The sequence below is a fragment of the Kribbella voronezhensis genome (assembly GCF_004365175.1).
GTDB classification, from domain to species: Bacteria; Actinomycetota; Actinomycetes; order Propionibacteriales; family Kribbellaceae; genus Kribbella; species Kribbella voronezhensis.
The window spans coordinates 1,375,680-1,401,829 of record NZ_SOCE01000002.1 but is presented as its reverse complement, the minus strand read 5'-3'; the positions used below and the strand labels follow the sequence as shown (position 1 = coordinate 1,401,829).

Annotated in this window: 22 protein-coding genes; 10 read left to right on the top strand and 12 right to left on the bottom strand. The window is 68.9% G+C overall.

The window, feature by feature from the left end:
- Positions 1-18: 18 nt before the first annotated feature.
- The 5 genes from EV138_RS33670 to pepN all read right to left on the bottom strand — a co-directional run bounded on the left by EV138_RS33670 (position 19) and on the right by pepN (position 10,977).
- Positions 19-3,894, bottom strand: a complete 3,876-nt coding sequence (locus tag EV138_RS33670; protein ID WP_133984060.1) for a discoidin domain-containing protein — start codon at positions 3,892-3,894, stop codon at positions 19-21.
- Between the two features lie 139 nt (positions 3,895-4,033).
- Positions 4,034-5,719 carry a DUF8189 domain-containing protein gene (locus EV138_RS33665; protein ID WP_133984058.1) on the bottom strand — a complete coding sequence of 562 codons (1,686 nt, stop codon included), beginning with the start codon at positions 5,717-5,719 and terminating at the stop codon, positions 4,034-4,036.
- Between the two features lie 98 nt (positions 5,720-5,817).
- The gene (locus tag EV138_RS33660) at positions 5,818-6,234 is read right to left on the bottom strand and encodes a hypothetical protein (protein WP_133984056.1); all 417 of its coding nucleotides are present in this window, start codon (positions 6,232-6,234) and stop codon (positions 5,818-5,820) included.
- Between the two features lie 261 nt (positions 6,235-6,495).
- Entirely contained in the window at positions 6,496-8,250 is a 1,755-nt protein-coding gene (gene sepH / locus EV138_RS33655) for a septation protein SepH (protein ID WP_133984054.1), read from the bottom strand.
- Between the two features lie 267 nt (positions 8,251-8,517).
- Positions 8,518-10,977, bottom strand: coding sequence for an aminopeptidase N (gene pepN, locus EV138_RS33650; protein ID WP_133984052.1), 2,460 nt, complete (start codon positions 10,975-10,977; stop codon positions 8,518-8,520).
- A gap of 57 nt (positions 10,978-11,034) precedes the next feature.
- Here pepN and EV138_RS33645 point away from each other — a divergent pair, with 57 nt between their 5' ends.
- From EV138_RS33645 to EV138_RS33635, 3 genes are all read left to right on the top strand, one after another.
- Positions 11,035-11,979 (top strand): aldo/keto reductase, encoded by a 945-nt coding sequence (locus EV138_RS33645; RefSeq protein WP_202867037.1) that lies wholly within the window; start codon positions 11,035-11,037, stop codon positions 11,977-11,979.
- The gene (locus tag EV138_RS33640) at positions 11,976-12,743 is read left to right on the top strand and encodes a YaaA family protein (RefSeq protein WP_133984051.1); all 768 of its coding nucleotides are present in this window, start codon (positions 11,976-11,978) and stop codon (positions 12,741-12,743) included. The genes EV138_RS33645 and EV138_RS33640 overlap by 4 nt, the downstream gene beginning before the upstream one ends.
- A 108-nt stretch (positions 12,744-12,851) precedes the next feature.
- Positions 12,852-13,481 carry an HNH endonuclease family protein gene (locus tag EV138_RS33635; RefSeq protein WP_133984049.1) on the top strand — a complete coding sequence of 210 codons (630 nt, stop codon included), beginning with the start codon at positions 12,852-12,854 and terminating at the stop codon, positions 13,479-13,481.
- An 8-nt stretch (positions 13,482-13,489) separates the two neighbouring features.
- Here the strand turns inward: EV138_RS33635 and EV138_RS33630 are convergent, their stop codons facing one another.
- Complete coding sequence (locus EV138_RS33630; RefSeq protein WP_133984047.1) at positions 13,490-14,437, bottom strand: helix-turn-helix domain-containing protein; 948 nt, start codon at positions 14,435-14,437, stop codon at positions 13,490-13,492.
- Positions 14,416-15,405 (bottom strand): DUF389 domain-containing protein, encoded by a 990-nt coding sequence (locus EV138_RS33625; RefSeq protein WP_133984045.1) that lies wholly within the window; start codon positions 15,403-15,405, stop codon positions 14,416-14,418. Before EV138_RS33625 ends, EV138_RS33630 begins: the two co-directional genes overlap by 22 nt.
- Before the next feature lie 27 nt (positions 15,406-15,432).
- On the opposite strand from EV138_RS33625, the gene EV138_RS33620 reads away from it, so the two are divergent.
- Positions 15,433-16,845 carry an APC family permease gene (locus EV138_RS33620; protein ID WP_133984043.1) on the top strand — a complete coding sequence of 471 codons (1,413 nt, stop codon included), beginning with the start codon at positions 15,433-15,435 and terminating at the stop codon, positions 16,843-16,845.
- A gap of 10 nt (positions 16,846-16,855) precedes the next feature.
- Here the strand turns inward: EV138_RS33620 and EV138_RS33615 are convergent, their stop codons facing one another.
- A complete protein-coding gene (locus EV138_RS33615; protein WP_133984041.1) occupies positions 16,856-18,073 on the bottom strand; it encodes a Cmx/CmrA family chloramphenicol efflux MFS transporter in 1,218 nt (405 codons plus the stop codon).
- 280 nt (positions 18,074-18,353) lie between these two features.
- On the opposite strand from EV138_RS33615, the gene EV138_RS33610 reads away from it, so the two are divergent.
- Complete coding sequence (locus tag EV138_RS33610) at positions 18,354-18,971, top strand: rhomboid family intramembrane serine protease (RefSeq protein ID WP_133984039.1); 618 nt, start codon at positions 18,354-18,356, stop codon at positions 18,969-18,971.
- A gap of 10 nt (positions 18,972-18,981) precedes the next feature.
- Here the strand turns inward: EV138_RS33610 and EV138_RS33605 are convergent, their stop codons facing one another.
- Entirely contained in the window at positions 18,982-19,902 is a 921-nt protein-coding gene (locus EV138_RS33605) for a threonine/serine dehydratase (protein WP_133984037.1), read from the bottom strand.
- 113 nt (positions 19,903-20,015) lie between these two features.
- Here EV138_RS33605 and EV138_RS33600 point away from each other — a divergent pair, with 113 nt between their 5' ends.
- The 3 genes from EV138_RS33600 to EV138_RS33590 all read left to right on the top strand — a co-directional run bounded on the left by EV138_RS33600 (position 20,016) and on the right by EV138_RS33590 (position 23,142).
- Positions 20,016-21,896: a propionyl-CoA synthetase gene (locus EV138_RS33600; RefSeq protein WP_133984035.1), complete on the top strand. Its 1,881-nt coding sequence runs from the start codon at positions 20,016-20,018 to the stop codon at positions 21,894-21,896.
- A 117-nt stretch (positions 21,897-22,013) separates the two neighbouring features.
- On the top strand, positions 22,014-22,664 hold the full coding sequence (locus EV138_RS33595; RefSeq protein WP_133984033.1) for an SDR family oxidoreductase: 651 nt from the start codon (positions 22,014-22,016) through the stop codon (positions 22,662-22,664).
- Between the two features lie 31 nt (positions 22,665-22,695).
- The gene (locus EV138_RS33590; protein ID WP_133984031.1) at positions 22,696-23,142 is read left to right on the top strand and encodes an OsmC family protein; all 447 of its coding nucleotides are present in this window, start codon (positions 22,696-22,698) and stop codon (positions 23,140-23,142) included.
- On the opposite strand, the gene EV138_RS33585 is transcribed toward EV138_RS33590, so the two are convergent.
- Genes EV138_RS33585 through EV138_RS33575 form a run of 3 tightly spaced genes read right to left on the bottom strand, consistent with a single transcriptional unit; the run spans position 23,133 to position 24,767 of the window.
- Complete coding sequence (locus EV138_RS33585) at positions 23,133-23,441, bottom strand: MazG nucleotide pyrophosphohydrolase domain-containing protein (RefSeq protein ID WP_202867036.1); 309 nt, start codon at positions 23,439-23,441, stop codon at positions 23,133-23,135. The two genes, EV138_RS33590 and EV138_RS33585, sit on opposite strands and share 10 nt — an antisense overlap.
- 16 nt (positions 23,442-23,457) lie before the next feature.
- Positions 23,458-24,309, bottom strand: a complete 852-nt coding sequence (locus EV138_RS33580; protein WP_133984029.1) for a hypothetical protein — start codon at positions 24,307-24,309, stop codon at positions 23,458-23,460.
- Positions 24,309-24,767 carry an Lrp/AsnC family transcriptional regulator gene (locus EV138_RS33575; protein WP_133984027.1) on the bottom strand — a complete coding sequence of 153 codons (459 nt, stop codon included), beginning with the start codon at positions 24,765-24,767 and terminating at the stop codon, positions 24,309-24,311. The genes EV138_RS33580 and EV138_RS33575 overlap by 1 nt, the downstream gene beginning before the upstream one ends.
- 93 nt (positions 24,768-24,860) lie before the next feature.
- On the opposite strand from EV138_RS33575, the gene EV138_RS33570 reads away from it, so the two are divergent.
- Together EV138_RS33570 and EV138_RS33565 are read left to right on the top strand one after the other, a co-directional pair.
- Positions 24,861-25,697, top strand: a complete 837-nt coding sequence (locus tag EV138_RS33570) for an LLM class flavin-dependent oxidoreductase (protein WP_133984025.1) — start codon at positions 24,861-24,863, stop codon at positions 25,695-25,697.
- Positions 25,697-26,140, top strand: coding sequence for a nucleoside deaminase (locus EV138_RS33565; RefSeq protein WP_238158547.1), 444 nt, complete (start codon positions 25,697-25,699; stop codon positions 26,138-26,140). The genes EV138_RS33570 and EV138_RS33565 overlap by 1 nt, the downstream gene beginning before the upstream one ends.
- The last annotated feature ends 10 nt before the right edge of the window (positions 26,141-26,150 follow it).

Sequence of the window (26,150 nt, the reverse complement as noted above, 5' to 3'; positions counted from 1 at the left end):
CCCTTTCGTCCCGTGCTGTCAGCCCGGGCTGAAGTTCGCGGTCAGAATCTGGTCCGCGGCGACGGTGAACGTGTACGCCGGTGTGGTGGCCACGACCTCGCCGTTCACGGTCCAGTTCTGGAAAACGCTATCCGATGTTGGCGTCGCCGTCACGGTCACCTGCGCGCCAACCTCGTAGGTGCCCGGCTCGGACTCGTTGCCCGCGATCGCGACCGTGCCCGCGGTGGCGGGGGAGGCGGCCACCGAGATGGCTTTCTGAACCACGTTGATCACCATGACGTTGTGCAGCGTGACCGGCCCGGTGCTGGTGGCGCCGTTGTAGCGGGCGAGGTTGGTCACCTCGACGTCGCCCTTGGTCACCTTGACGGTGTACCCGCCGTCGCCCAGGTTGTCGGTGCCGAGGTTGAACGCGTCCACCTGGCCGTCGTTCACGACCAGACCGTCGTGGAAGCCGTAGGCGAACACGTTGAACACGGTCAGCCCGGTGGCGCCGTCGACGGTGACGATCTTGGCGGTCTTGCGCATGTACTTGTCGATGACGAGGTCGAAGATGTTGCCCTCGTTCATCCAGTACGGCTGCTGGTAGCCGACTCGCGTGACGGCGTTCCCGTTGGAAAGCACGCCCTCGATCCGTCCGCCGGTACTGCGGCCGACCGCGATCGCGTGATCGAAGAAGGCACCAGCGAGCTTGCGGACCACGAAGTCGTCGTTGCGGTAGGTGGTGAAGTCGACGCCGTTCCACGCGTTCGGGAAGCCCGCGTTGATGACGTAGGTCTGGGCGCCCTTACCGCGGACGGCGTACGGGTAAGGCATCACGCCGTCGGCGGAACCGGGGTTGTTCTCCGGGTAGAACACCCGCAGCCCCCGGAGCCCGGCCTTGTCGCCGTTGAGTGTCACCAAAGCGGTCGCCGTATCCGGTGCGGTGGTGCCACGTCCTTCGAAGGCTTGCAGTACGGTGCCGGCGCTGGCGCCACCCTGGTCGCGGTTCGGTACTGCGGAGGAACCGCGCAACTCGACCCTCGCAGGAACGGTGAGGTGCGTGCGGATCCGGTACCAGCCGGCCGGCAGGTAGACGATGCCGCCGCCGTCCCGCCCGGCCTTGTCGAGCGCCTTCTGTACTGCGCTGGTCGCGTCGGCCGCGGGAAGGTAGCCGACGCCGTGCGGCGCGACCGCGACGTACAGGCTTCTGCGGGCCGGACCGGGTAAGGGCTTCTGGTGGTAGGTGGGGGCGGCGCCGGACATCTGGTGGACGATGCCGGAGAGCGCTCCCTGCAGGTCTGTGCCGGTGATCTTCACGTAGCCGGGGGAGTTGTTCTGGATCGCCTGGGTGCTGCCTTCGATGTGGCCGCCGGCGAGCGTGAGTCCCCACCGGTCGTCCATCACGTCGACCTTGAGCCCGATGTCGGTACGCCGGATGTCCGGCTGCAGGAAGCTGCCGGTGAACTGCGCGCGCTGGCCGGCGATCACGTGGATACCGATCCGGAAATCAGAGAGCGTGATCTTGGAGAACTGGTCCCACTCGAGATCACCCAGCGCGAGGCCGGTGGCGTTGGCTCTGGTCCACGCGTCGAGCGTGGCGCGCGCCGGTGACTGGTAGGCCGCCGGAGCCTCAGCCCAGTAGGAGTTGCTGAGGGTGAGGTTCTCCCAGGTGCCGACGTCCGAGCCGTTGTAGGCGCGGGCGCCTTCGAAGAGGACGGTTCCGCGGACGTTCCGGACGGTCGCCGACTCGTGCACCGTGGCGGAGGTGTTGCCGTGGTCGTTGGGGAAGGTGCTGATGCCGATGCCGCGGTAGGAGTTCAGCATGGTGACGTCGGAGATGGTCGACATCATGTAGTTCTCGTTGCCGATCCAGGCATGCCCGGGGATCTCGAACGTGGAGTTGTACGGGATCGGCTGGGTCGCGTTCTGGTGCGGGTAGTAGGTCGTCACGCCGATCACTCCGGCCGAGCCGCCGACCCGGAACAGCACCGGTCCATCGTTGCCGGAAGCAACATCGGCGATCACGACGGTGCCGTAGTCGTCCTTGGACCTGGCGTGGGTGTCCGGGTCGCGATGGTCGCCGCGCAAGGTGCAGAACGCGTGGACCTCGAGCGTGTCCTTGACCAGATACTTGCCGGCCGGGAGCCAGACCGTGCCGCCACCGGCGTCCTCGCAGGCGTAGAGCGCGTTCTGGATGGCCTTGGTCGAATCCGTCCGGCCGCTGCGGTCCGCGCCGTACCGGGTGGCGTCGAAGTCGGCGACCACCGCGTCCTCGGTCGGGTTCACGGTGTGCACCAGGGTCGGGGTCGGCGTGACCGTGGGGGTCAGGCGAAGCTGGAGCTCCTTGACGACGAAGTTGTCGGCGCCGGTCATCGCCACGCGGACGTAGCGAGCCTTGGTGGTCGCGAAGCGGGTGCGGCTGAACTGGTTGGCGCCGGGCGAGCCGGTGCGGCCGACGGTGGTGAAGGTGCTGCCGTCGTTGGAGACCTGGACGGTGTAGTCGGGGGAGGAGCTTTGCCCCCACTCGACTCGGACATCGTTCACCGCGCGGCGTTGCTTCAGATCGAGTTGCAGCCAGGACTCACCGGCGCCGCTCGTCCACGCGGTCTGGTGATTGCCGTCGTTCGCGTTGGCCGCTGAGCTGCCGCCGCTGGCGCTCGCCGTACCGGTGGTTGCGAAGTTCGTGTCGACAGCGGAGGCGGTGAACGCGTCGAGTCTCGTCTGCAGGGTCTGCAGGGCGGCCTTGACCTGGACGTCGGTGACGCCGGGCGTGGCTGCGACGGCACGGGCCTCGTCGATCGCCTGGAGGAAGGCGGCGCGGCTGCCGACCGGGTACTGCCCGTCGCGCGTGCCTTCGCGGGCTGCCTTCTGAACGAGCGCTGCCTGATTGATCAGGGTGACCAGGCCCTCGGTCACGTCGAGCACGGTCGCGACCTTGGCGACGCGCACGGCCGCGACCTTGAGCTCGACGGCACCGTCGCCGGTGTGGATCCGGAAGTCGGAGCCGTTCGACCGGTTCGTCATCACCGCGTCGGGCAGCGCGAAGGTGTAGGTCTTCCAGGTCTTGGTGTCGCCGTAGGTCACGACCTCGGAGTTCTTGAACTTCTCCGGGATCGTCTCACCGGGGGAGTCGTAGTGCAGACCGAACTGGCCGTTGCCCTCGTCGAAGTAGTCGACGCTGACCAGCACCAGGCCGTGATTGTCGTACAGGTAGTTGTCGGCGACGTTCATGTACAGGAAGTTCGTGCCCGGCGCCGGTGTGGTCCGGTCGGTCTGCCAGTACGGACGCCCGTCCTGTACTCCGGTGACGATGCCCGGACGATCGCCGTCGCGTGGAGAGATGCCGTTCTGGATCGTCGTCGCGCCGAGCTCAACCGAGGCGCCGAAGGTGCTGATCCGCAAGGCGGCGATCGTGATGTCGGCACTGCCCTGCAGCCGCAGGTCCGCGCCACCGAGGCGGTCGGTGAACCCGATGTCCTTCAGGGCGAAGGTGCCGATCTTCCATTGGCCGGTGTTCTTGAGTTGGACGTCGTCCGCGTGGGCGGCGGGATCGGTGGCCGCGTCGTACCGGAGTTGCAGCGTGCCCGTTCCGGTGTCGAGGTAGGTGACGCTGACGACGACGTCGTCCGTGGCCAGCTCTTCGACGTACGTGCGGTCGACATCGAACGAGAAGTAGCCGGTGTTGGCGGCCTGATTCGTACGCCAGTAGGTGCGGCCCTGCTCGGTACCGGTGCGGAGGCCGACCGGATCCTCGCCGGCCGCCGGCTTGACGCCGAGAGTCGTCGGTGTCGCTCCCAGGTCGGCACCGACCCCGCTCGGATACATCGTCGCGGCACGGGCGGGAGGAGCTCCGGCAAGCGCGCCGGCCAGTAGCAGTGCGGGAAGCAGCCCAACGAGCAAACGTCGTGCGGTCATCGCGAAACCTCCAGGTGGCGGGCCGGAGCGCAGTCGCGGCTAAGTTAAACCATGCGTGTTACTTATTCAAGGGTGTGGTGGTGCCCTGACAAGGACGCCGTACCGGACGGACCACGCGCCCGTCCGGTACGGCTGGCTGTCAGGGCACCAGCCGCCAGCCGGTCCAGCCGGTGACCTGGGTTCCGTCGGTGGCGGAGTTCCGGTAGATGCGGTTGTCGGTGCCGACCGCGAACACCTCGAGGGCAGAACCGTTGACCGTGACAGCCGGCCCCGAGGCCAGGATGCCGCCGAGGTTGCCCCAGCCGGTCCAGGAAGTCACGTCCGGGTTGCTCACCGAGACGAAGCCGGCCTGGTTACCCGATCCGCGGACCACGGCAACCAGCCTGGTCCGGTCCGCGGTCGTGGACAAGGCGAGGTCGGCATCGATCGCGCCGCTGACCGGATGCCAGATCGACCAGACACCGGCCGACGATCGGGTCCTGACCCACATCGCGTTGTCGGCGCCCACGACGGCGACAGTCAGCGCACCGTTCGCTGTCACGGCGGCCGCTGGCGCCACCGGAGCGAGCAGGCCACCCAGCGACTGCCAGTTGCCCCACTGAGTGCCCGTGCGCTGCCGCAAGTAGGCCTGGCCGTCAGCCCCGCGAATGACCACGATCTCGCCGAGGCCGGGCGTCGTCACGAAAGCCGGCCGGCTGGTCGCGAAACCGCCGAGGTTGGCCCAGGCGCTGCTCGTGCCGGGGTCGCTCACGCTGTTGAGGTAGACGGAGTTGTCGGTGCCGATCGCAGCAACCGCCGTCGTCGCCGATCCGGTCGCTGCTGCTGCCGGGCCGCCGACAACCGCGCCGCCGAGCGACGTCCAGCCACTCCAGACGGACCCACGCAAGGTCCGCTCACTGACGCTACCGGTCGTACTGCGGACAAACAGGTGCAGGCCGTCCGATGTCGCAGCCGCGGCAGGCGTCGGCGCGCGCATCCCGCTGCCGCCGCGCAGATCGACGAACTTGTATCCCTGCGAACGGTAGTAGGCGATGATCCGAGGCAATGCCGACACGGTGGCCGGAATGCCGGCCGGAGGGTTGTGCATGAGCACGACCGGGTGCTGCAGGCCGCCGGCGGTAGCGCGCGTGACGATCCGATCGACCCAGTACGACGAGGTGGAGGTGCCCGCCTTCCAGTCCTCGGTGTCCACCGACCAGTTCCACACGGCCATGTGGCGCTGCTGGGCCAAGCTGAGGGTCGTCGCGTTGTATTCGCCGTACGGCGGCCGGAACACGCAGGGAGCGATGCCGGTCAGGAGGGTCTGCTCCGCGCTGGCCCGGTCCAGCTCGCTCGCCTGAGCCGTAGAGCTGAGCGTCGGCATCCTTGGATGGGACCAGGTGTGGTTGCCCAGGACTTGTCCTGTCACCGCCTCCGAGCGCACCAGCGTCGGCCGAACCGTGGAGTTCACGCCGAGGTTGAAGAACGTAGCCGGCACGCCGTTCTGCTGCAGGATGGACAGGATCGCCGCCGTCGTCACTCCAGGGCCGTCGTCGAAGGTGAGCGCCACCGTCTTGCCGGTGCCGGGTGCGTAGTGGTTCACGCCGTACGGCGCCGCTGGGCATTGCGTCGCCGTACGGGCGGCCGTGATGCCCGGGGCTGCGACCTCGGACGGATCCGCAGCGAGGACCCCGGCGGTCGGCGGCCACGGTCCCTCCGACAACGAGACCACTGTCTCCGGCCTCGGCGGTGTGGGTGGGCCGGCCACAGCGGAACCGGCGGTAGCAGCCAGTAATACGGATACGAACCCGAGCACCACTGTCGCGTGCGGACGCGTCGCGAACATTGCCCACCTCCGAAGATAGCCGTCACCAGCGATGCTGGATCGCGACCGTCACGGCTCACAGAGGCTTAGGTCCCGCGCCAGGCGGGTCCGATGGCGGCTCAGGCAACGCCGACGAGGGTGCGGGTGTTGGTGGTGGGGAGGGTGTCCAGCAGAGCGAAGAAGTGGCCGGCGGCGTCGGCGAGGCGAAGGGTGCCGGCTTCGTGGCGGCTCCAGCCGAAGAGGAGTTCACCGTCGAGCACGCGCTCGGCCAGCGGTACGGCGTACGCGCTCAGGGTGACGCGGTTCGGGCCGGTCTGCGGGTGGTGGTCACCGCAGCCGCATTCGGCGGCGATCACGATCGAGGTGAGGGCGTCGGGCGCGAACTGCCGGAGCCGGAGTGTCGTGCCGCGGGCGGTGAACCGGACGATCGTTGCGTCGGGCAACTGCACGAGGACGTCGACCGGTACCGCGGCCGAACCCGGCAGCAGGCGGAGTCCGTGGGACGCGAGCAGGTCGGCGAAAGCCTGGAGATTCATGGAAGGCAGATCCTGTGGTGGCTGGTGTCGGCGGGCGGGCCTGGGAAAAGGGCAGGGCCTCGCGCGCCTCAGACGGCGCGCGTCAGCGACAACAACAGCAACAACACAGCGAGTAACGCATGCGCAAGATCATGGCAGAGACACCACGTGCTGCCAAACCCCGCCCGGCATCTGAGACAGCTGTCCACAATCTCGGTAGGCGCGAAAAGACCGAAGGGCTGCTCGGTGGCGAGCAGCCCTTCCATCGACAGCTTCGGTGGTTCAGTCGGCTTTCTTGCCGAACATGATCTCGTCCCAGCTCGGCACGCTCGCGCGCTTCGACGCACGCTTGGCCGGCTTCTTCTTCGGCTCCGCCTCAGCAGCCGGAGCCGCCTGCTCACCCGCATCAGCCACGCCGGATCCACTCCGGTCAGCAGTCTCGCGGGAAACACCGGCCGCGCCGGGCTGCGCGGAACCGAGCCCGGCCGCCTCGGACCGGCCTGCGCCGAGCTGGTCAGCGTCTGATCGACCCGCGTCGGGCTGGTTGGACGTTCCGCCTGAGCGGGCTGCTGTCTCGCGCGGGTCGGCGGGTCGGGGACGGTCGGAGCGGTCCGCCGGGGCGCTACCGCCCGCGCGCGCCGCCATCTCCCGCGGGTCGCCAGGTAGCGCCTGCCGCGGATCCGCCGGACGCGGCCCCCCGCGCCCTTCCTCAGCCGACTCGACCGCACGCTGAGCCTCGGTCAGTCGCTGCTGCGGCGCCGACTGAGCCGCACGCTGAGCTTCAGTCAGCCGTTGCTGGGGTCCGGCCTCGGCAGCACGCTGAGCCTCCGTCTGCCGTTGCTGTGGTGCCGAGGCTGCGCGTTGCGCCTCGGTCAGGCGTTGCTGCGGTGCCGCTGCCGCACGCTGAGCCTCGGTCAGGCGGTGGGGGGCGGAGCGTTCCGGCGCGATCCGGCGTTCGGTGAAGCGGTTCTCGGGGGCGGCCGCGCGCTCTTCCAGCGGCGCGGGCGGAGACGCCTCGGCGGGAGGTTGGGCCGGCCGCTCGACAGCCCGTACTGCGGGGCGCACAGCCGGCGGCGGCTCGATCGGTACGTCGATCAGCGTCGGCTCGTCGTCCGGGCTGGGCACCGAGTGCACCCGCCGCGGCCCGCGCTCGCCGTCACCTGACCGCGGCACGTCCCGGCTGGCATCACGGCCGGGCCCGCGACCGAATTCCCGCCCCGGCTCGTGCCCGTACTCCGGCGCGAGGTCGCGTCCGAAGCCGCGGCCGGTGTCGCGGTTCGCGTCCCGGTCCGACTGGTGGGCACGCCCGCGCGGCAGGCTGATCGTGTCTTCGAAGCCGGCTTCGTAGCTGTCGGCTCCGTGATCCGGCGCCAGGCTGAGATCGAAGTCGGCGACCGCGGTGAGCCGGCGCTCCGAGGTCGGCTGCGGCGCGATCACCTGCGCCTGCTCACCGACCAGCCACCGCGCCTCGTCGTCATCCGGTACGGCGTACCGCCCCGGCGCGTCGTAGGCGAACATCGCGATCTTCTCGTCACCGGAGTCACCCTCACCGGCGTCGACGAAGTACGAGACGCGGACGGCCCAGCGGCCGTCGTCGCGGCGCCACGCGTCCCACTCGGCCGTGGCCGGGTCGACACCGCGGATCCGCAGCCGCTCGGTCACCCAGGCGCCCAGATTGCGGGTCGGGGCATCGCCGCCGCCCCGGCGCCGGACGGAGGCGCGCTGGGCGAGGCTCGCGACGTGGTCGCGCTCGGCCAGGACGGGGCCGGCGAACGCCATCACGCGTTCGATCGGCATCTGGGCGACGGCAGCGACCGCCTCGGGACTTTCACCGGCTCGGATCCGAGCCTGGATGTCTCGTGGGCGGAGCGCGCTCTCCATTTGAATCTCCAGCTGGCCGAGTCGGGCACGGTCGCCGCGCAGGGCCGCACGCAACCGGTCGTCGACCGGTACGGCGAACTCCTCACCCGTCTCGGCCACAGCCAGGATGAGCTTGGTGCCATCCTGGCTCAGCCCAACGAGCTTCGCCTCGCGCATTGCCTGTGTTCTCCTGTGCGGTTCTTGACAGTCTCTCCCGACACCCACGCCTCCACCAAGACCGGCGCGCCGTGCCCGCCGGTCATTGTGGAGGTTATGTCACAACGGTCTATCTTGCCTGCTCAGGAGGGTCCTTGTCGTCACACCAGTCACACTAGTCACAACAGGCCGTGACCTCGACAGCAGGTCCGTCCCCACAAGCGCGAACGGCCCCGCCCGGACGACCCCTGATCAGGCAGCGATCAGTGACGTCCGGGCGGAAACCGATCAGTTCTGCGGGTACGCCGAACGCACCGCGAGCGCGCGCTTCAGGTCATCGGCCTCGTCGCTGACGGCCCGCCTGATCCCGGCCGCGACGGACTCGTCGGCCACCAGGTCCTCGGCCAGCCGGACCACCGATTCCTCGACCGCGAACTGGGGGAACGCGAGCAGCGCGCTGCGGGCCACCACCCAGCCCGACCGGAGCTTCTCGGTACCGGCGATCTCGGCGAAGTACCGCTCGACGTACGGCGCGGTGACCTCGGCCTGACTCGGGTGCCAGAAGCCCGTCGCCGCGGCGTACAGGTCGTAGTTCGCCACGTCGGGGTCGGTCGCGATCAGGGCCCAGGCGCGTTCTTTCGCCTCGGGCGTCGGCAGCGCGGCCCGGCACTCGGTGGCGTGCACCTTGCCCTCGGAGGAATGGTCGCGCTCGAGTTCGGCGTCGATCTCCGCGTCGCCGATCGCGCCGAGCCGGGCCAGCTGCAGGGTGATGTCCCACCGCAGTTCGGCATCGACCGCGAGACCGTCCGGTACGCCGGTGCCGTCGAGCCAGCCCTTCAGCTGGTCCACGTCGGCCGAGACCTTGACCAGCCCGCGGACCACGGCGAGCTGCAGGCTGCTCCCGGCCGAGGTCGAACCGACGCGGGTCGCGAGAACCTCCGCGAGCTGCCCGCGCTGCGGTTCGTACGGGAGGTAGCCGCCGAGCAGCCGGTTCACGCACCACGAGACCATCGTGTTGACGGCGATGTCGCTGTCTTCGTGGGGCAGGGCAGCGAGCACGACCTCGAAGCCGAGTTGCGGATCGAGTTCGGCGTCCGCGATCGCGTCCCGGAGGCTGTTCAGGATGACGGCCCGCGTCACGCCGTCCCTGATCTTCGGCAGGACGGCGGTCAGCCGGCCGAGGCTGTCGGCGTCCAGCCGGATCTTGGCCCAGGTGTCGTCGGCGGCGTCCGGGACGATCACGGCCACAGTCGGGTCCAGGTCGACGTCGACCTCGTCGGCGTCGAGCAGCACCGGCACCGAGACCGCCTGGCCGGACTCGTCGAAGCCGCCGACTGTGAGCTTGTGCGGGCGGTTCGCCGGATAGGCGGCCGGCGCGACCCGGCGCAGTTTCACGCCGGTCGGGGTCCGCTCGGCGCTGATGGTGTCGACGCCCGGCGTACGGAGCCAGTTCTGGGCCCAGGCCTCGAGGCCGACGGCGCCCGCCTCGGTCCACTTCGCGACCAGGTCGGCGAACGTCGCGTTGCCGAACTCGTTGGAGGTGATGTGCGCGCGGACACCGGCCAGGAAGATGTCGTCACCGAGGTAGGCGGCGAGCTGCTTCAGCGCGGCCGCGCCCTTGGCGTAGGAGATGCCGTCGAAGTCGTCCAGTGAGGCGAGTGCGTCCTTGACCGCGTCGGCGGCGATCGGGTGCGTCGACGAGCGCTGGTCGGCCTGCAGCCCCCACCACTTGCGGATGTAGGCGAAGTCGATCCAGTTGTCGGTGTAGCTCGTCGCCGCGGTCGAGACCCGGTGCGCCATGTACTCGGCGAACGACTCGTTCAGCCACAGGTCGTTCCACCACTGCATCGTCACGGTGTCGCCGAACCACTGGTGCGCCATCTCGTGGACGACGGTTCGGGCCCGGCCGCTGCGTTCCTGGTCGGTGACCGCGGAGCGGAAGACCATCGAGTCGCGGAACGTCACGCAGCCCGGGTTCTCCATCGCGCCGGCGTTGAACTCCGGGACGAACGCCTGGTGGTACTCGCCGAACGGGTAGCGGTACCCGAACAGCCGGTGGAACTCGTCGAAGGCCTGCTTGCTGACGGTGAAGATGTCCTCGGCCTCGCGGTCGAGCGCCTCCGCGAGGGACTGGCGCGAGACCAGCCCGAGCGGGATGCCGTCGTGGGAGTCGAGGAGCTGGTGGTAGGGCCCGGCGACCAGCGTGACGAAGTACGTCGAGAGCGGCTTGGTCTCGGCCAGCTCCCAGCGGCCGGGTGACACCTGGGTGGCGGCGCCGTTGCCGAGCACGATCCACTCCGGCGGCGCGGTCACCTTGACCTTGTACGGCGCCTTGAGATCGGGCTGGTCGAAGCACGCGAAGATCCGGGGCGCGGCGTCCAGGAACGACATCGCGTACAGATAGGTGAGACCGTCGGCCGCGTCCACACTGCGGTGCAGGCCCTCGCCGTCGTTGGAGTAGAGCATCGACGCGACCACGACCACCTCGTTCTCCGCGGTCAGGCCGGTCAGCGGAAGCCGTCCGTCGTCCAGACCGGCGACGTCGACGGCCTCGCCGTTCAGCGTCACCGACAGCAGCTCGCCCGGTTTGACGTCCAGGTAGCTGGACTGGCTGGTCGCCGAGAACACGATCCTGGTGGTGGAACCGAAGGTGCGGTCCCCGCGGGTCAGGTCGAGATCGACGTCGTACGAATGGACGGTGAGCGCGGCGGCCCGGGTGCGGGCGCCGTCGACGGTAAGGCTCGGCATGCTCGCACTCTATGCGGTGATCGTCGACGACGGCAGCGGCATCGATAAGGTTTGCCCATGACCGACATGGAGTACCGGCAGCTCGGCGACTCCGGCCTGACCGTCAGCGTGGTCGGGCTGGGTTGCAACAACCTCGGCCGCAGGCTGGGCGCGGACCGGGCGGACGCGGTGGTGAACGCGGCGGTCGACGCGGGCATCACCCTTTTCGACACTGCCGACATCTATGCCGGTGAGCACGGCTCGAGCGAGGAACTGCTCGGCCAGGCGCTCGGGAAGCGGCGCGGTGACGTGGTGATCGCGACCAAGTTCGGCGGCGACATGCACGGTGCGAACGGTCCGGACTGGGGCGTGCGCGGCTCGCGGCGGTACATCCGCAAGGCGGTCGAGTCGAGCTTGCGGCGGCTCGGGACGGACTGGATCGACCTGTACCAGTTGCACTTCCCCGACCCGGTCACGCCGATCGAGGAGACCCTGGCCGCGCTCTCCGAGCTCGTTGCCGAAGGCAAGGTTCGCTACCTCGGCAGTTCGCAGTTCGCCGGCTGGCAGGTGGTGGACGCCGACTGGACCGCCCGGACGGCCGGCTCCGAGCACTTCATCAGTGCGCAGAACCAGTACTCCCTGCTCGAGCGCGACGTCGAGGACGAGCTGATCCCGGCCTGCGAGCACCTCGGCATCGGTGTACTGCCGTTCTTCCCGCTCGCGTCCGGGCTGCTGACGGGCAAGTACAAGCGAGGCCAGGCCGCTCCGGAGGGCAGCCGGCTGGCGTCGCGGCCGGAGTTGCTGAGCGAGGCCGACTTCGACCGGATCGAGGCGCTGGAGACGTTCGCGGCCGAGCGGGATCTCACCCTGATCGACGTCGCCATCGGTGGGCTGGCCGCTCAGCCGGCTGTCGCGTCGGTGATCGCCGGTGCCACCAGCCCGGAGCAGGTCGAGCAGAACGTCGCGGCCGGGCTGTGGAGTCCGACCGCGCAGGATCTGGCCGCGCTGGACGAACTGACGTGACACTGATTCTGCTGCCGCCGTCCGAAGGCAAGACGGGTCGCTCCCGCGGCAAGGCGGTCGACCTGCCGACGCTGTCGTTCCCGGAGCTCAACGAGGTCCGCGAGACCGTGCTGGACTTGCTGGCCAAGGTGAGCGCCTCGAGCGACGCGTACGGGGTACTGGGGGTCGGGCCCTCGCTGTCGCAGGAGGTCGAGCGGAACGTCCGGTGGCGGACCGAGCCCGCCGTGCCGGTGTCCGAGTTGTACTCCGGTGTGCTGTACGACGCGCTCGGGTATGCCACGTTGCCGCCCGGCTCCAAGCGGCGGGCCGGGGCGCGGTTGCTGGTGGTGTCCGCGGCCTGGGGTGCCTTGCGGATGGCGGATCGCGTACCGCCGTACCGGCTGTCGATGGGTACGACGCTGCCCGGGCTGGGGCCGCTCGCATCGGTATGGCGCGATCCGCTGTCGGCGTCGCTCGACGCCGCGGCGGCCGGCTCGATGATCGTCGACTGCCGGTCGTCGACCTACGCGGCGGCGTGGCGGCCGACCGGGGACCACGCGGCCAAGTGGGTCGCGGTCTCCGTCGTCCGCGAACGCGGGGGAGTGCGATCCGTGGTCTCCCACAACGCGAAACACACGCGCGGCCTGGTCGCCCGGCACCTGCTGGAGTCCGGCAAGGATCCGGGAACACCGAAAGCGCTCCACAAACTGATCTCGGAGCGCTGGAACGCCGAACTCGAACGGTCGAGCGCAGGCTGGACGCTGACCGTGGTGGAACACGACTGACCTTCACCAGGCATTCACCGGTCAGTGGTTTTCGGCACCGGCCCGGCGGGGAAGGCTTAGGCAGCGCAGTTCGTCAGGGGGGCACCGCCCAACCTCGGAGGCCTGAAGATGCGTCGTCTGTTCGTGTGCACGCTTACCGCTCTCGCCACACTCACCACGATGGTTCTCGGTGCCGGTCCGGCACTGGCCTATCCACCCACGCCGCCCTCGGCCAGTACTGCGGCGACGCAGCTCGCGAGTCTGACAGTGAAAGCCGAAGGCTCCACCACCGGCTACAGCCGCGACCTGTTTCCGCATTGGCACACGGTCTCCGGCACCTGCGACACCCGGGACGAAGTACTGAAACGGGACGGCACCGGAGTCACCGTCGACAGCAACTGCGAGCCGACCGCCGGCAAGTGGTACAGCGTGTACGACGCCGTCTACCTCACCGACGACTCCGCGGTCGACATCGACCACATCGTCCCGCTGGCCGAGGCCTGGAAGTCCGGTGCGAACACGTGGACCACGGCCAAGCGCGAAGAGCTCGCGAACAACCTCACCATCGCGCAACTGATCGCGGTCTCCGCCTCGAGCAACCGCTCCAAGGGCGACCAGGACCCCGCTTCGTGGCAACCGCCGAACGCGTCGGTCCACTGCATCTATGCCCGCGAGTGGATCTGGGTGAAGTACACCTACCACCTCTCGCTGCAGTCCGCCGAGAAGACCGCGCTGCAAGGCATGCTCGCCGCCTGCTGATCCCTTGCCTAGGCGTCGTCGAGGAGATGGCGGCGCTGGGCGTGGATGCCGGCTTGGAAGCGGGTGCGGGCGCCGAGGGTGTCCATCAGTTCGGCGACGCGGCGGCCGACCGTGCGGCTGCTCAGTGCGAGGTGACGCGCGATCGCGTCGTCCTTGAACCCGGCCGCGAGCAGTGTCATCAGCCGCGCCTCGAGTGGGTCGAGACTGGCCGGCACCACTGGCACGGCCTGGTCCCACAGCAGCCAGAACATCTCGGTCAACGCATCCAGCAAAGCGGACGGGTGAACCACGAGCGCGCTGTCGACCAACTCCTCCACGGCGAGCGGCAGCAACGCCGCCGTACGGTCGAACACCGCGAGCTTCATCGGCACCCGCGGATGCACTCGAGAGCTCTCACCGGCATCGGCCGCGCTGTACGCCTCGTCGATCCCGCCCGGCACGTCCAGCGAGTCGGGGGAGTAGATGCCGCGGATGACCACGCCTTCGCGCAGCAGGTCGCGCACGCTGGCGTCGGACTTCTCGATCTCGGCGGCGTACGGCGGCCGGTCGAGGACGAGCAGTTGCTCGCGGGTCTTGTCGAGCAGTTGGGCGAAGCGGGCCGCGATCGCTTCCTGGCCGACGATCACCTCGACCAGGTTCTCCGGCCGGTGGCGTTCCTCGGCGCGCAACTCCGAGACGAGTACCCGCGCTTCGGCGCGCACCCGGTCGAGTTCGGCACGGCGTACGGCGACCAGTGCGTCGACGGCGACGTCCGGTCGCGTCGGCAGCAGGCGCACGGGTTGCTCGGTGGTGGTCGTGAGCAGGCCGAGCTTCTCCAGCCGTCCTACCGTGGCCCACACGTCTTGTTCGTCGCGTGCGAGCCGCTTGGCAAGGTCCGCGACGCTGCAGCCCGGCGCTGAGAGCAACGCCCGGTACGCCGCTTCATCGGGCGGTTCTACGCCGACCGATTCGAGCATCCGTCCTCCTGACCGAATTGTGCGGGATTCGCGCTCGGCGGATGCCGCCGCGCCAGGTAGGCACGCCAGATCAGCCGTTGCAGGATCAGCGTGACCACCCCCGCGATTGTCATCCCGGCCAGGTTGATCCCGAGCTGAGCGGCGGCCCCGCCGATCTGGCCGGGTGCCCACAGCGCCATCGACAACGCCAGGTCTCCCGCGGCCGGGACGGTCGTGACCGAGATGAAGACGCCGACCAGTGCGTTAGCGCGGCCGGCTGTTTGCGACAGCACTCCCGCACAGCCGGCCAGTACGGCGACGACCGCCGACCATCGATCGGGTCGCCAGATGAAGCCCGTCAACGGCCGGGCCGCGGTCACAGCCGCGGTGTCGACCCAGCCGACGGCCCTCGCGAGCAACGCCGCGAGCGCTGTGACGGCGATGGCCAGCAGGAATCCCTTGAGCAGCAGCACTACTGCCCGGATGCTCAGTCCGTGTCTGCGCAGGGCGAGACCGACCGCCAGGGCGGCGACCACGCCGAACTCCGGGCCGACCACCATCGCGCCCACCACCAGGATCGACGAATCGGTGACGACGGCAACGGACGCGATCATCGTGGCCAGGGTCAGGAACGTGTAGTAGACCCAGGAACCGCTCGTCTCGTTGTACGCCTGGTCCACGACGGCGTCCCAGATCACCGCGTCGTCGGGTGCGCCGGGCGCGGCCTCCTCGGCGGCTCTGGCGTTGCGCGACGGCGTGGCGCCGACCTCGGTCACCGCGACCGACCCTTCGTCGTACAGGCCTTGGATCTTCAACCAGGACAGGACGTCGGAGGTCGCCTCCCGGGTGACGTCGCATTCCAGGACGTCGCCGGCCGGTCGGTGCGCAGCGCCGGGCAGCAGCACGATGCTGGTCACCCGGGCATCGTCCACGAGCGCGTTCAGCACGCGGGTCGACCGGTCCGATGGCACGATGAGACGAAGATGCATCACCGCCCCATCGTCGCAGGAGGCAGGATGAGCGAGAGCTCGAGTGCAGCAACTACGACCGAGGACCGCCCCGAACTGAAGCGGGTGATGGGCCCTGGGCTGTTGCTGCTGTTCGTCGTCGGCGACATCCTCGGCACCGGGGTGTACGCGTTGACCGGCAAGGTCGCCGGTGAGGTCGGCGGGGCCGTGTGGCTGCCGTTCCTGTGCGCCTTCGTGGTCGCGATGCTGACGGCAACGAGCTACCTGGAGCTCGTCACGAAGTACCCGAAGGCCGGTGGCGCGGCGGTCTACACGCACAAGGCGTTCGGGATCCACTTCCTCACCTTCCTGCTCACCTTCGCGGTGATGTGCTCCGGGCTGACCTCGGCGTCGAGTGCGTCGAAGGCGTTCTCGGAGAACTTCTTCAAGGCGGTGCAGATCGACTCCTCGCACGGATCGATCCTGATGCTCACCGCACTGGCCTTCATGGCCTTGATTGCCCTGGTCAACCTTCGTGGCGTCGGCGAGAGCGTCAAGGCCAACGTCGTACTGACCCTGATCGAGCTGAGCGGCCTGCTGATCGTGATCGGCGTCGGCGCCTGGGCGCTGGCCGGCGGCGACGGCGACACGTCCCGGCTGACCGACTTCAGTACGCCGGACGGCGAGTCCCCGTTCAGCGCGGTCACCGCGGCGACGGCACTCGCGTTCTTCGCGATGGTCGGCTTCGAGGACTCGGTGAACATGGCCGAGGAGACCAAGGACCCGGTCAAGATCTTCCCCAAGATCATGCTGCTCGGGCTGAGCATCACCGGCGTCATCTACATCCTGGTCGCGATCTCGGCCGTCGCCCTCGTGCCGCCGGACGAGCTGAACAAGGGCGCGACCCCGCTGCTCAAGGTGATCCAGGCCGGCGCGCCCGGTTTCCCGCTCCAGGTCTTCGCCTGGATCACGATGTTCGCGGTCGCCAATTCCGCCTTGATCAACATGCTGATGGCGAGCCGGCTGCTCTACGGCATGTCCCACGAGAAGGTCCTGCCTGGCCCGCTCGGACGGGTGCTGCACAAGCGCCGTACGCCGTGGGTGGCGATCCTGTTCACCACCCTGCTCGCGTTCTTCCTGATCGGGTACGCCGACCTGGCGGCGCTCGGCGGGACGACGGCGTTCCTACTGCTGTGCGTATTCGCGATCGTCAACGTGGCCGTGCTCGTACTGCGCCGCGACCACGTCGAGCACAAGCACTTCCACGCGCCGACTGTGTTGCCGGTGCTGGGTGTCGTGCTCTGCGTCTACCTGGCCAGCCCACTGTCGGGCCGTGCATCGGCCGACTACGAGATCGCCGGCTGGCTGATGCTCGTCGGCGTCGGCCTCTGGGCCATCACCTGGCTGCTCAACAAATACGTCTTCAACCGCACCGCCGACTTCGACCCGAGCCACTTCGACTCCAGCGGCCCGGTCAATTGACCGCAGGGCGTCAGGTCTCTTGATCGATGACGGCAGTGGTTGGTACTGGGGCCGTGCGGATCGGGTCGCTCGGGTGGAGGGGCCGGGTCGGGAGAAGGGCGGCCAGTACCACGGTGCCGAGGGCAACCGAAGCGAGCGCGACGGCGATCCAGCCGAGCGCGGGGTAGCCGGCGCCGGCGTCGATCGCCAGGCCGCCGAGCCACGGGCCGATGGTGATGCCGACGTTGAACGAGGAGAAGTTGATCGCCGTCGCGAAGGTCGGCGCCTGCCCGGACAGGCTGAACACCCGGGCGTTCAGCGCCGGGTTGACCGCGAAGCCGAAGCCGCCGAGCAGGAAGATCGTCACGATCGCCACCACCGGGGTCCCGGCCCACAGCGCGAGCGCGGCCGAGAGCACGACCAGCCCGCCGATCCCGACCGACAAGGTGCGGAACGGAGTGGCGTCCGCCGTACGGCCGCCGATCGTGATCCCGATCAATGAGCCCACCCCGTACAGGGCCAGCACGGCGGGAACGGCACCTGGTCGCAGGCCTGTCGCCTCGGTCAGCAGGGGAGCGAAGTAGCTGAAGATGACCAGGATCGCGGCGGTGACCAGCGCGGTCGTCGCGTAGGACAGCCACAGCCGTGGGTTGGCCATCGCCCGGATCTCCGAGCGCAGGTGCGGAGCGCTGTCCGGGTCGGGGCTGCCGCCGGGGATCGTCACCAGCACGCCCGCCATCGCCAGCAGCGACAATCCGGCGACGGCCCAGAACGCCGCGCGCCAGCCGAGGTGCTGTCCGATCACGGTCCCGGCGGGCAGACCGACGATGGTGGCGATCGTGAGACCGCCGGCCACCACGCTCATCGCCTTGGCCCGGCTGTTGCGGGGGACGAGGCCCACCGCGGTGACGGCGGCGACCGCCCAGAACCCGGCGTACACGAACGCACCTACCACCCGGGTCGCCAGCAGCACGTCGTAGTTCGGTGTCAGCGCACCGGCCACGTGGGTCAACGCGAAGATCGCGAGGAACAGGAGCAGCGCCGTACGCCGGGGCCAGCGCAACGTCACCACCGCCAGCACCGGCGCGCCGACCAGCATGCCGAGGGCGAAGGCGGAGATCAGCAGACCCGCGGCCGGGATCGACACCTGGAGATCGATGGCGATGTCGGGCAGCAGGCCGGCCAGCATGAGCTCGGACGTGCCCTGGGCGAAGATGGCCAGCCCCAGGACGTACACGGCGATCGGCATCGCGATTCCCCCCAAAATCCGGTCGTACGGCGGTCTGCGCAGGCGCGGCCCGCCCCTCCCGGTTCCCCTTGTCGATTCCTCCTTCGGCCCGCGATCCCCGGCGCGAACCCGGCCCCCAGCCACCACGGTCACGCCGCGCCACCTGCGGAACACCCATTGTGACGCACGATCGCCCGGTCGTGCCGGTCGTGTCTCAGACCTGTGGACAAACTCACGCCAGCGATCGGCGGAAACGCTGGCCGAGGTGCCGGGGGTTGGCCGGATCGGGCATCGTTGAGACATGAGCTTCCAGACTCCGGCCCGGAGGAAGGGCAGCGCCGTCGACGCCGCCCGGATCAGCAGCGGGATCAAGCTGCTGGTCGTACTCGTCGGGCTGATGTGGCTCAGCGAGGTCGTCGACACGGCGTTGCACGGCCGCCTCGACCGGTACGGGATCATCGCCCGCGAACCGGACGGGCTCTTCGGCATCCTCACCGCGCCGTTCCTGCACCTCGGCTTCGGTCACCTGATCTCGAACACGCTGCCGCTCGTCACGCTGGGCGCGATCATCGCGGTCAGCGGCGCGCTGCGGCTGTTCTCGGTGACCGCGATCGTCACGACGATCGGCGGATTCGGCACCTGGCTGATCTCACCGCCGCACACGATCACGATCGGCGCGAGCGGCCTCGTCTTCGGGTACGCCGCGTATCTGATCGCGCGCGGCATCTTCAACCGGCGCCTCGGCCAGGTCGCGATCGGCGTCGTCGTCGTGATCGTCTGGGGCAGCGCGTTGCTCGGCGGCCTGCTTCCGCAGGACGGCATCTCCTGGCAGGGCCACCTGTTCGGCGGGATCGCCGGCATCCTGGCCGCATGGGTTCTCGCCGACGACCGCAAACCCGCCAAACGCCCAGTCGTCTGATTCCGCGGGGTCAGCCGAGCGTTGCGGGGTCCGTGTTGGCTCCGCAGACGATGACGACAACCCGCTCGTCCGCCGCAGGCTCGTACGCGCCGGTCGTCAAGGCGGCATAGGCGACGGCCGCACCGTGCTCGACGGCGAGGCGGTAGTCCTGCCACAGTTCGTTGCGAGCAGCAACAATCGCGTCCTCGGCGATCAGTACCGACCCGAAGTCGTACCGCCGCGCCGCGTCGAAGGCCAGCGCCCCGAGCCGCCGCGCCCCGAGAGAGTCCGCCGCCACCCCACCGACCTGGACGTCGACCGGCTCGCCGGCCTCCAGCGCGCGATGCAACGTCGGGGCCAGCTCAGGCTCGACGCCGATCACCCGAGCCCGCTCCTCCAACGCGGTAGCGACGCCGGCGATCAGCCCACCGCCACCGACGGCCACCAGCACCGTGTCGAACCCGCCGAGCTGTTCGAGGAGTTCCAGTCCGAGCGTGCCCTGCCCGGCGACGACCTCTGGCTGGTCGTACGCGTGCAGAAGCAGCGCACCCGACTCCTCGCTCGCCGCCACCGCGGCCTCGTGCGCCTCGGCGTACTCGTTCCCGACCTGCACCACGTCGGCGTCCAGCGTGCGCAGCCGGGCGACCTTGGGAGCGGGCGCGGTCCGCGGTACGAAGATGCGAGCCGGTACGCCGAGTTCGCGCGCGGCGTACGCGGCGGCGAGTCCGGCGTTGCCACCCGAAGCGGTGACGATGCCCTGGCCGGTGAGAGCGCCCTGTTCCTTGGCGCTCAGCAGCCGGTTGAAGGCGCCGCGTGGCTTGAAGGACCCGACGTGCTGCACGAGTTCGAGCTTGAAGGCCAACGTCGGCGACACCTGGAGCACCGGCGTACGGCGTACCCGCCCATCGATCCGCCGGGCGGCGGCCAGCACCTCGTCACGCGAAACCGTCATGCTTCAACTCTCGCACACTCCTTACCGCCGGCCGCCACGCGCCTGAGGGGACTGTTGCCATCCACGGTGATAGGCAAGACTGCAGAGCAGCTTCGGTCGATGGAGGCACGCGAATGGGTGCGTACGAAGACAGCTACCGCCGCAGCCTGGCGGATCCGGACGGGTTCTGGCTGGAGGCCGCCTCGGCGATCAGCTGGACGCGCTCTCCGATCCGCGGTCTCGACGATTCGGCCGCGCCGCTCTACCGATGGTTCTCCGACGGCGAGCTCAATACGTCGTACAACGCGCTCGACCGGCACGTGGAGAGCGGCGCCGGAGAGCGCTCTGCGCTGATCTACGACTCTCCCGTCACCGGTACGACTCGCACCTTCACGTACGCCGAACTGCGCGACCGGGTCGCGGTGTTCGCGGGCGCGCTCAGGTCGGTCGGCGTCGGCAAGGGTGATCGGGTCATCGTCTACATGCCGATGATTCCCGAAGCGGTCATCGCGATGCTGGCGTGTGCCCGACTGGGGGCGATCCACTCGGTCGTGTTCGGCGGATTCGCGCCGAAGGAACTCGCCGCGAGGATCGACGACGCCACTCCCAAGGTGATCGTCGCCGCGTCCTGCGGGATCGAGCCGACCCGCGTCGTCGAGTACAAGCCGATCGTCGACAGCGCGCTCGAACTGGCCGGCCACCAGCCCGACCACACCATTCTGCTGCAGCGCGAGAACGCGCCCGGGAAACTCGGAGAGCGCGATCTCGACTGGGAAACGCTGATCTCGGACGCGCGCCCGGTCGATCCCGTGCCGGTCGCCGCGACCGATCCGCTCTATGTGCTGTACACGTCCGGCACGACCGGTAAGCCGAAGGGCGTCGTACGCGACAACGGCGGCCACGCGGTAGCGCTGGCCTGGTCGATGCGCGCCGTTTACGACATCGGTCCCGGCGACGTGTGGTGGACCGCCTCCGATGTCGGCTGGGTCGTCGGCCACTCCTACATCGTCTACGCGCCGCTGCTCGTGGGTGCGACCACGGTTCTCTACGAGGGCAAACCGGTCGGTACGCCGGACGCGGGCGCCTTCTGGCGAGTGATCTCCGAGCATCACGTGAAAGCGCTCTTCACCGCTCCGACCGCGCTCCGGGCGATCAAGAAGGTCGACCCCGACGCGGCCGAGCTGGCGAAGTACGACCTCGGTGCGTTCAGCACGCTCTTCCTTGCCGGTGAGCGGCTCGATCCGGAGACCTATCACTGGGCGCACGACAAACTCGGCGTACCGGTGGTCGATCACTGGTGGCAGACGGAGACCGGCTGGCCGATCGCGGCGAATCCGCGGGGGCTCGAAGCGCTGCCGACCAAGCCTGGGTCGGCAACAGTTCCACTGCCTGGCTGGAACGTGCAGATCCTCGACGCGGACGGAACCGTGCTGCCGGCGGGGGAGGAGGGCGCGATCGCGATCAAGCTACCGCTTCCGCCCGGCGCACTGCCGACGCTGTGGGGCGACGACGCCCGGTACATCCTCAGCTATCTCAGCCAGTACGACGGGTACTACCTGACCGGCGACGGCGGCTACATCGATGCCGACGGCTACATCTTCGTGATGGGCCGCACCGACGACGTCATCAATGTCGCCGGACACCGGTTGTCGACCGGCAGCATGGAGGCGGTCCTCGCGGCGCATCCCGCGGTCGCCGAGTGCGCGGTCATCGGCGTTCACGATGCGCTGAAGGGCCAGCTTCCACGGGGTTTCGTCGTGCTGAAGGCCGGCGTTGAGATCTCATCGGAAGCGCTGCAAGCAGAACTCGTCGCCGCCGTACGCCGCGATATCGGCCCGGTCGCCGCCTTCCGCGAAGTCTCCGTCGTCGACGCGCTGCCGAAGACCCGCTCCGGCAAGATCCTCCGCAAAACCATGCGCGGAATCGCCGACGGCCGCGAAGTCCAGATCCCCTCCACCATCGAAGACCCCACCGTCCTCGACACCCTCCGCCCCATCCTCCGCCACGAAGACTGAACACCTCCCACCTCGCCACCTGAAAGAACAGTCTGGACACCCGCCTTCGCGTGCTGCTGGAGGAACGGGCCGTGATGGGTTCCTGGTGTGGGGGCTGTGGGCGGTTAGGCTCGGGGTATGCGAGTCGTCATTGCGGGTGGACACGGGCAGATCGCGCTGAGGTTGACCAAGGTGCTGGCGGGTGCCGGGCACGAGGTGGTCGGGCTGGTGCGGAACCCGGACCACCAGGTCGATCTCACCGCAGTGGGTGGCTCAGCCGCAGTACTGGATCTGGAGAAGACCGACGTCGCTGCGGTCGCCGAGGTGCTGGCCGGTGCGGACGTCGCGATCTTTTCCGCCGGCGCCGGCCCCGGGAGTGGCACCGAGCGCAAGGAGACCGTGGATCGTGGCGCGGCGGTGTTGTTCGCCGAGGCGGCTGAGCGCGCCGGCGTACGGCGTCATCTTCAGGTCAGCTCGATGGGCGCGGACCGTGCCGACGAACTCGATCCGGACGACACCTTCACGATCTACCTGCGGGCGAAGAAGGCGGCCGAGGACGACCTGCGCGGCCGCGACCTGGACTGGACCATCCTGCGCCCGGGAGCGCTCACCAACGATCCCGGCACCGGACTGGTCCTGCTCGCCGACAAGACCGGCCGCGGCAGCGTCAGCCGCGACGACGTGGCCGCCGTTCTTGCCGGACTCTGCGAAACCCCGGCCTCGATCGGCCGGACCCTGGAGCTCATCGCCGGCGACACACCGATCGCCACGGCGCTGAGCAGCCTCTGACAGTTGCTACCAGCAACAGATTGTGACGGACATGGGCGACGACACCCTTCGCTCGGTGCACTTCGAGCGCACCGAGAACAGCAAGTACCTGGTCCACAACGTCCGCGGCGGCACGCTGTCGGTCGGCTCAGGTGGTGAGACCGACACCGACTTCACCCCGGTGGAGCTGCTGCTCGCCGCGATCGGCGCCTGTTCCGCGATCGACGTCGACGTCGTGGTCAGCCGGCGCGCGGAGCCGACCGAGTTCAGCGCGGTCGTGCGCGGCGACAAGATCCGGGACCCCGAGCAGGGCAACCGGATGGAGAACCTCGCCGTCGAGTTCACCATCCGCTTCCCCGAGGGCGAAGCCGGCGACAAGGCCCGCGAGGCCCTGCCCCGAGCGGTCAAGATGTCCCACGACCGCCTGTGCACGGTGAGCCGCACAGTAGAACTCGGCACGCCGGTCCACACCACCGTCGTCGACCCGCCTCAGAGCTGACCCTTCAGCTCCCTCATCGTGCGCGAGAACGCGCTCTCCAGGTCAACCTGATAGGCGTCCGCGAGCACGATCACCGACCACAGGCAATCGGCCAGCTCATGGGCGAACGCCTCGTCGAGATCGTCTCGCGGCCGCACGCCTTCCTTGCCCTGGACAAGCTTCGCGAGATCCCCGACATCGCCGAGGAAGCCCAGCATCAGCTCCTCCCGCGTCCAGCTCCGGCCGTACCGCCGCTCCTCGAACCCGGCGTACTTCTGCCGCACTTCCCGAGCTGACTGAACCATCTCCGAGAACTCCATGCGGTGACGGTAGTACTCAGCGGGTGATGGTGTGGCGGGTCAGGCGGCGGCCGGGGGAGCGGCAGTAGGCGAGAAGTTCCTTGGTGGGGCGGACTTCGCGCGGGCCCATCCAGGACTGGTTGGGTTTGTGGAAGCTCCAGCCGGCGCCGAGAGTGACCGCTGCGTGCTGGACCGCGCGGTCACTGTCGCGCCAGACCAGGACAGTGCCCGGTACTTCGTCGCGCCCGCCGCGCGTGGTGTGCTGATCCAGCCACTCGTCGAACGGTTGCCGCTGCATCCATTCCTCAGCAGCACCCTCGACGCCGGCCGCCGCCATCACCGTGCCGAAACAGTTCGGCCCACTCCCGTTCGCGAAGGTCCCGGCCAGTTCAAGCGCAGCGGGAAGCACCCGAGCGACACCCGACCAGACAGCCTTCGGTACGTCGCGATGCCGGCTCGGCCCGAGGTCTTCGCCGACGACCCGGGGCAGCACCTCGGTCGCGAAGTCACGCAGTACGGACTTCCACCAGACGAACCGGTGTCCGTCCGCCTGCCGCGCGATCTCCGGCCCGAGCACCTCTCGCCAGGCTCGAACAGTCGGTACTTCGGAGCGCTCGTGCGTCACCTGCGCGCGCACCAACGCGGCACGGATCTTCCGCGGCAACGCCATGAAGGTTGCCTCGTCGAGCCACACGGACTTCAACCGGCTGTCGAGGTTGTAGATCTGGTAGGTGTCACGCAGTTGCTTGTCGGGCTTGGTCGGATCGAGCGGCAACGACCACGCGGCCGCCTGCTGCCGCGTCACGTAGAACGGCTGCCGGTCCGGAGCGAGCCAATCGATCCAGGATGTGAAGAGTTCGGGGGACACCTCGATGCCGAGGACGTGCATCAAACCTCCGGGGGCGGCCGTTGCGGCCCCCGGTAGGGCTGCGTCTGGCTGTACACCAGATTGGTAGTCGTCGTCCCGAACTCGGTCAACTCGTTTACCAGTTCCTCCAGGTGCGCCATCGACTCGGCCGCCACCTTCAGCGTGTAGCAGTCGTCCCCGGTCGTCCGCAGACACTCGAGGATCTCGAACCGTTCGGCGAGCAACTTCCGCAGCGGCTCGTGCTTGTTGCCGGGGTACTTCAGCCGAACGACGGCCAGCACGGGGAACCCGACCTTCGCCAGGTCCACATCCGCGCGATAGCCACTGATGATCCCGGCCGCTTCGAGTCGCCTCACCCGCTCGGTGGCCGCCGAGGCGCTCAGGTTCACCCGGCGGCCGAGTTCGGTCAGCGAGATCCGCCCGTCGCGCTGCACCTCGACCAGGATGGCCCAGTCGGTCGGATCGAGAGTCTCGGTCATCTGGTCAAGATACCGGCGATTCCACGGCCGTGCGGCGCCGATACCGCGAGGATTCCCTTCTGTGAGACCCTTTCGGCTGGATAGCCTGGCGGGGTGGAAATCGGCGTGAACGTCCCCAACTTCGGCCCCGGCACCGATCCGGGACGGCTTCGCGACTGGGCCCGGACGGTGGAGGGACTGGGCTACGACCTGCTGATGGTGTCCGACCACGTCGCGATCACGCCCGACGTCGCGGAGCAGTACCCGGCTCCCTTCTACGAACCGTTCACCGCGCTCAGCTGGCTGGCCGGCATCACCGGCACGATCAAACTGGGCACCACGGTGCTGATCGCGCCGTACCGGCATCCGCTGCTGGTCGCCCGGATGGCGGCGAACCTCAACCAGTTGAGTGGCGGCCGGTTCGTCCTCGGCGTCGGAGCCGGCTGGGCGCGACAGGAGTTCGAGGCACTCGGCGTCGATTTCTCCCAGCGCGGAAAGCTGACCGACGAGTTGCTGCGAACCGTGCGCGACGCATGGACGAACGACGCCGACTACCGCAGCGGCGACATCCCGATCTGGGTGGGTGGACTCAGTACTGCGGGGATGCGGCGGGCCGTCCGCCTCGGTGACGCGTGGCATCCGCTGCGGCAGTCGATGGACTGGATGCGGGACGCGCTCGGCGTACTGGCGAAGATCGCCGAGAACGAGCAGAGAGCGCTCCCTGCGTTCTCACCGCGGATCCTGCTCCGGCTCACTCCGGAGCCGTTGAACGATCGGGTCGCTGGTGAGGGATCGATCGACCAGGTGATCGGTGACCTCGATCAGCTGGAGGCACTCGGCGCCGAGGCCGTAGTACTGGATCCGTTCATCGGCGATCCAGCAGAGACCGAACGGCCGGAGACGGCCTGGAACGCGCTGGCGACAGTCATGGCACACAGAGGAGACAAGTAGTGAGTACAGAAGCAATCGTGTCGTCGGCCGAAGAGGGGTTTCTGCGGCGGGCGATCGAGATGGCCGCCGCGGCCCGTGAGTCCGGCAACCCGCCGTTCGGGTCGATCCTCGTCGGATCCGACGGGACGGTGGTCGCCGAGGCGGGGAACACCAGCATCACCGACAACGACATCAGCGCGCATCCGGAGCTCAAGCTCGCCAAGTGGGCCGCTCGCGAATTGCCGCCGGACGTGGCTGCGACCACCACGATGTACACCAGTTGCCAACCGTGCGGCATGTGCACCGGCGCGATCGAGCGGTCGGGCCTCGGCCGGGTCGTCTACGCCTTGTCCGGAGACCAGCTGAACGGCCTCAAACCAGGTGGCGGCTTCGCGCCCGTCGTACAGGACGGCCCTGCTCTGTACGACGAGGCGAGCGCTGTCGTGGACGGGTACTACACCTGAGCCGTGGCGG

Excerpts from the sequence above, each read along its gene's own strand:
- EV138_RS33670 (WP_133984060.1), bottom strand. The coding sequence starts at position 3,894 with ATGACCGCACGACGTTTGCTCGTTGGGCTGCTTCCCGCACTGCTACTG.
- EV138_RS33665 (WP_133984058.1), bottom strand. The coding sequence starts at position 5,719 with ATGTTCGCGACGCGTCCGCACGCGACAGTGGTGCTCGGGTTCGTATCC.
- EV138_RS33660 (WP_133984056.1), bottom strand. The coding sequence starts at position 6,234 with ATGAATCTCCAGGCTTTCGCCGACCTGCTCGCGTCCCACGGACTCCGC.
- sepH (WP_133984054.1), bottom strand. The coding sequence starts at position 8,250 with ATGCGCGAGGCGAAGCTCGTTGGGCTGAGCCAGGATGGCACCAAGCTC.
- pepN (WP_133984052.1), bottom strand. The coding sequence starts at position 10,977 with ATGCCGAGCCTTACCGTCGACGGCGCCCGCACCCGGGCCGCCGCGCTC.
- EV138_RS33645 (WP_202867037.1), top strand. The coding sequence starts at position 11,035 with ATGACCGACATGGAGTACCGGCAGCTCGGCGACTCCGGCCTGACCGTC.
- EV138_RS33635 (WP_133984049.1), top strand. The coding sequence starts at position 12,852 with ATGCGTCGTCTGTTCGTGTGCACGCTTACCGCTCTCGCCACACTCACC.
- EV138_RS33630 (WP_133984047.1), bottom strand. The coding sequence starts at position 14,437 with ATGCTCGAATCGGTCGGCGTAGAACCGCCCGATGAAGCGGCGTACCGG.
- EV138_RS33625 (WP_133984045.1), bottom strand. The coding sequence starts at position 15,405 with ATGCATCTTCGTCTCATCGTGCCATCGGACCGGTCGACCCGCGTGCTG.
- EV138_RS33620 (WP_133984043.1), top strand. The coding sequence starts at position 15,433 with ATGAGCGAGAGCTCGAGTGCAGCAACTACGACCGAGGACCGCCCCGAA.
- EV138_RS33615 (WP_133984041.1), bottom strand. The coding sequence starts at position 18,073 with ATGCCGATCGCCGTGTACGTCCTGGGGCTGGCCATCTTCGCCCAGGGC.
- EV138_RS33610 (WP_133984039.1), top strand. The coding sequence starts at position 18,354 with ATGAGCTTCCAGACTCCGGCCCGGAGGAAGGGCAGCGCCGTCGACGCC.
- EV138_RS33605 (WP_133984037.1), bottom strand. The coding sequence starts at position 19,902 with ATGACGGTTTCGCGTGACGAGGTGCTGGCCGCCGCCCGGCGGATCGAT.
- EV138_RS33600 (WP_133984035.1), top strand. The coding sequence starts at position 20,016 with ATGGGTGCGTACGAAGACAGCTACCGCCGCAGCCTGGCGGATCCGGAC.
- EV138_RS33595 (WP_133984033.1), top strand. The coding sequence starts at position 22,014 with ATGCGAGTCGTCATTGCGGGTGGACACGGGCAGATCGCGCTGAGGTTG.
- EV138_RS33590 (WP_133984031.1), top strand. The coding sequence starts at position 22,696 with ATGGGCGACGACACCCTTCGCTCGGTGCACTTCGAGCGCACCGAGAAC.
- EV138_RS33585 (WP_202867036.1), bottom strand. The coding sequence starts at position 23,441 with ATGGAGTTCTCGGAGATGGTTCAGTCAGCTCGGGAAGTGCGGCAGAAG.
- EV138_RS33580 (WP_133984029.1), bottom strand. The coding sequence starts at position 24,309 with ATGCACGTCCTCGGCATCGAGGTGTCCCCCGAACTCTTCACATCCTGG.
- EV138_RS33575 (WP_133984027.1), bottom strand. The coding sequence starts at position 24,767 with ATGACCGAGACTCTCGATCCGACCGACTGGGCCATCCTGGTCGAGGTG.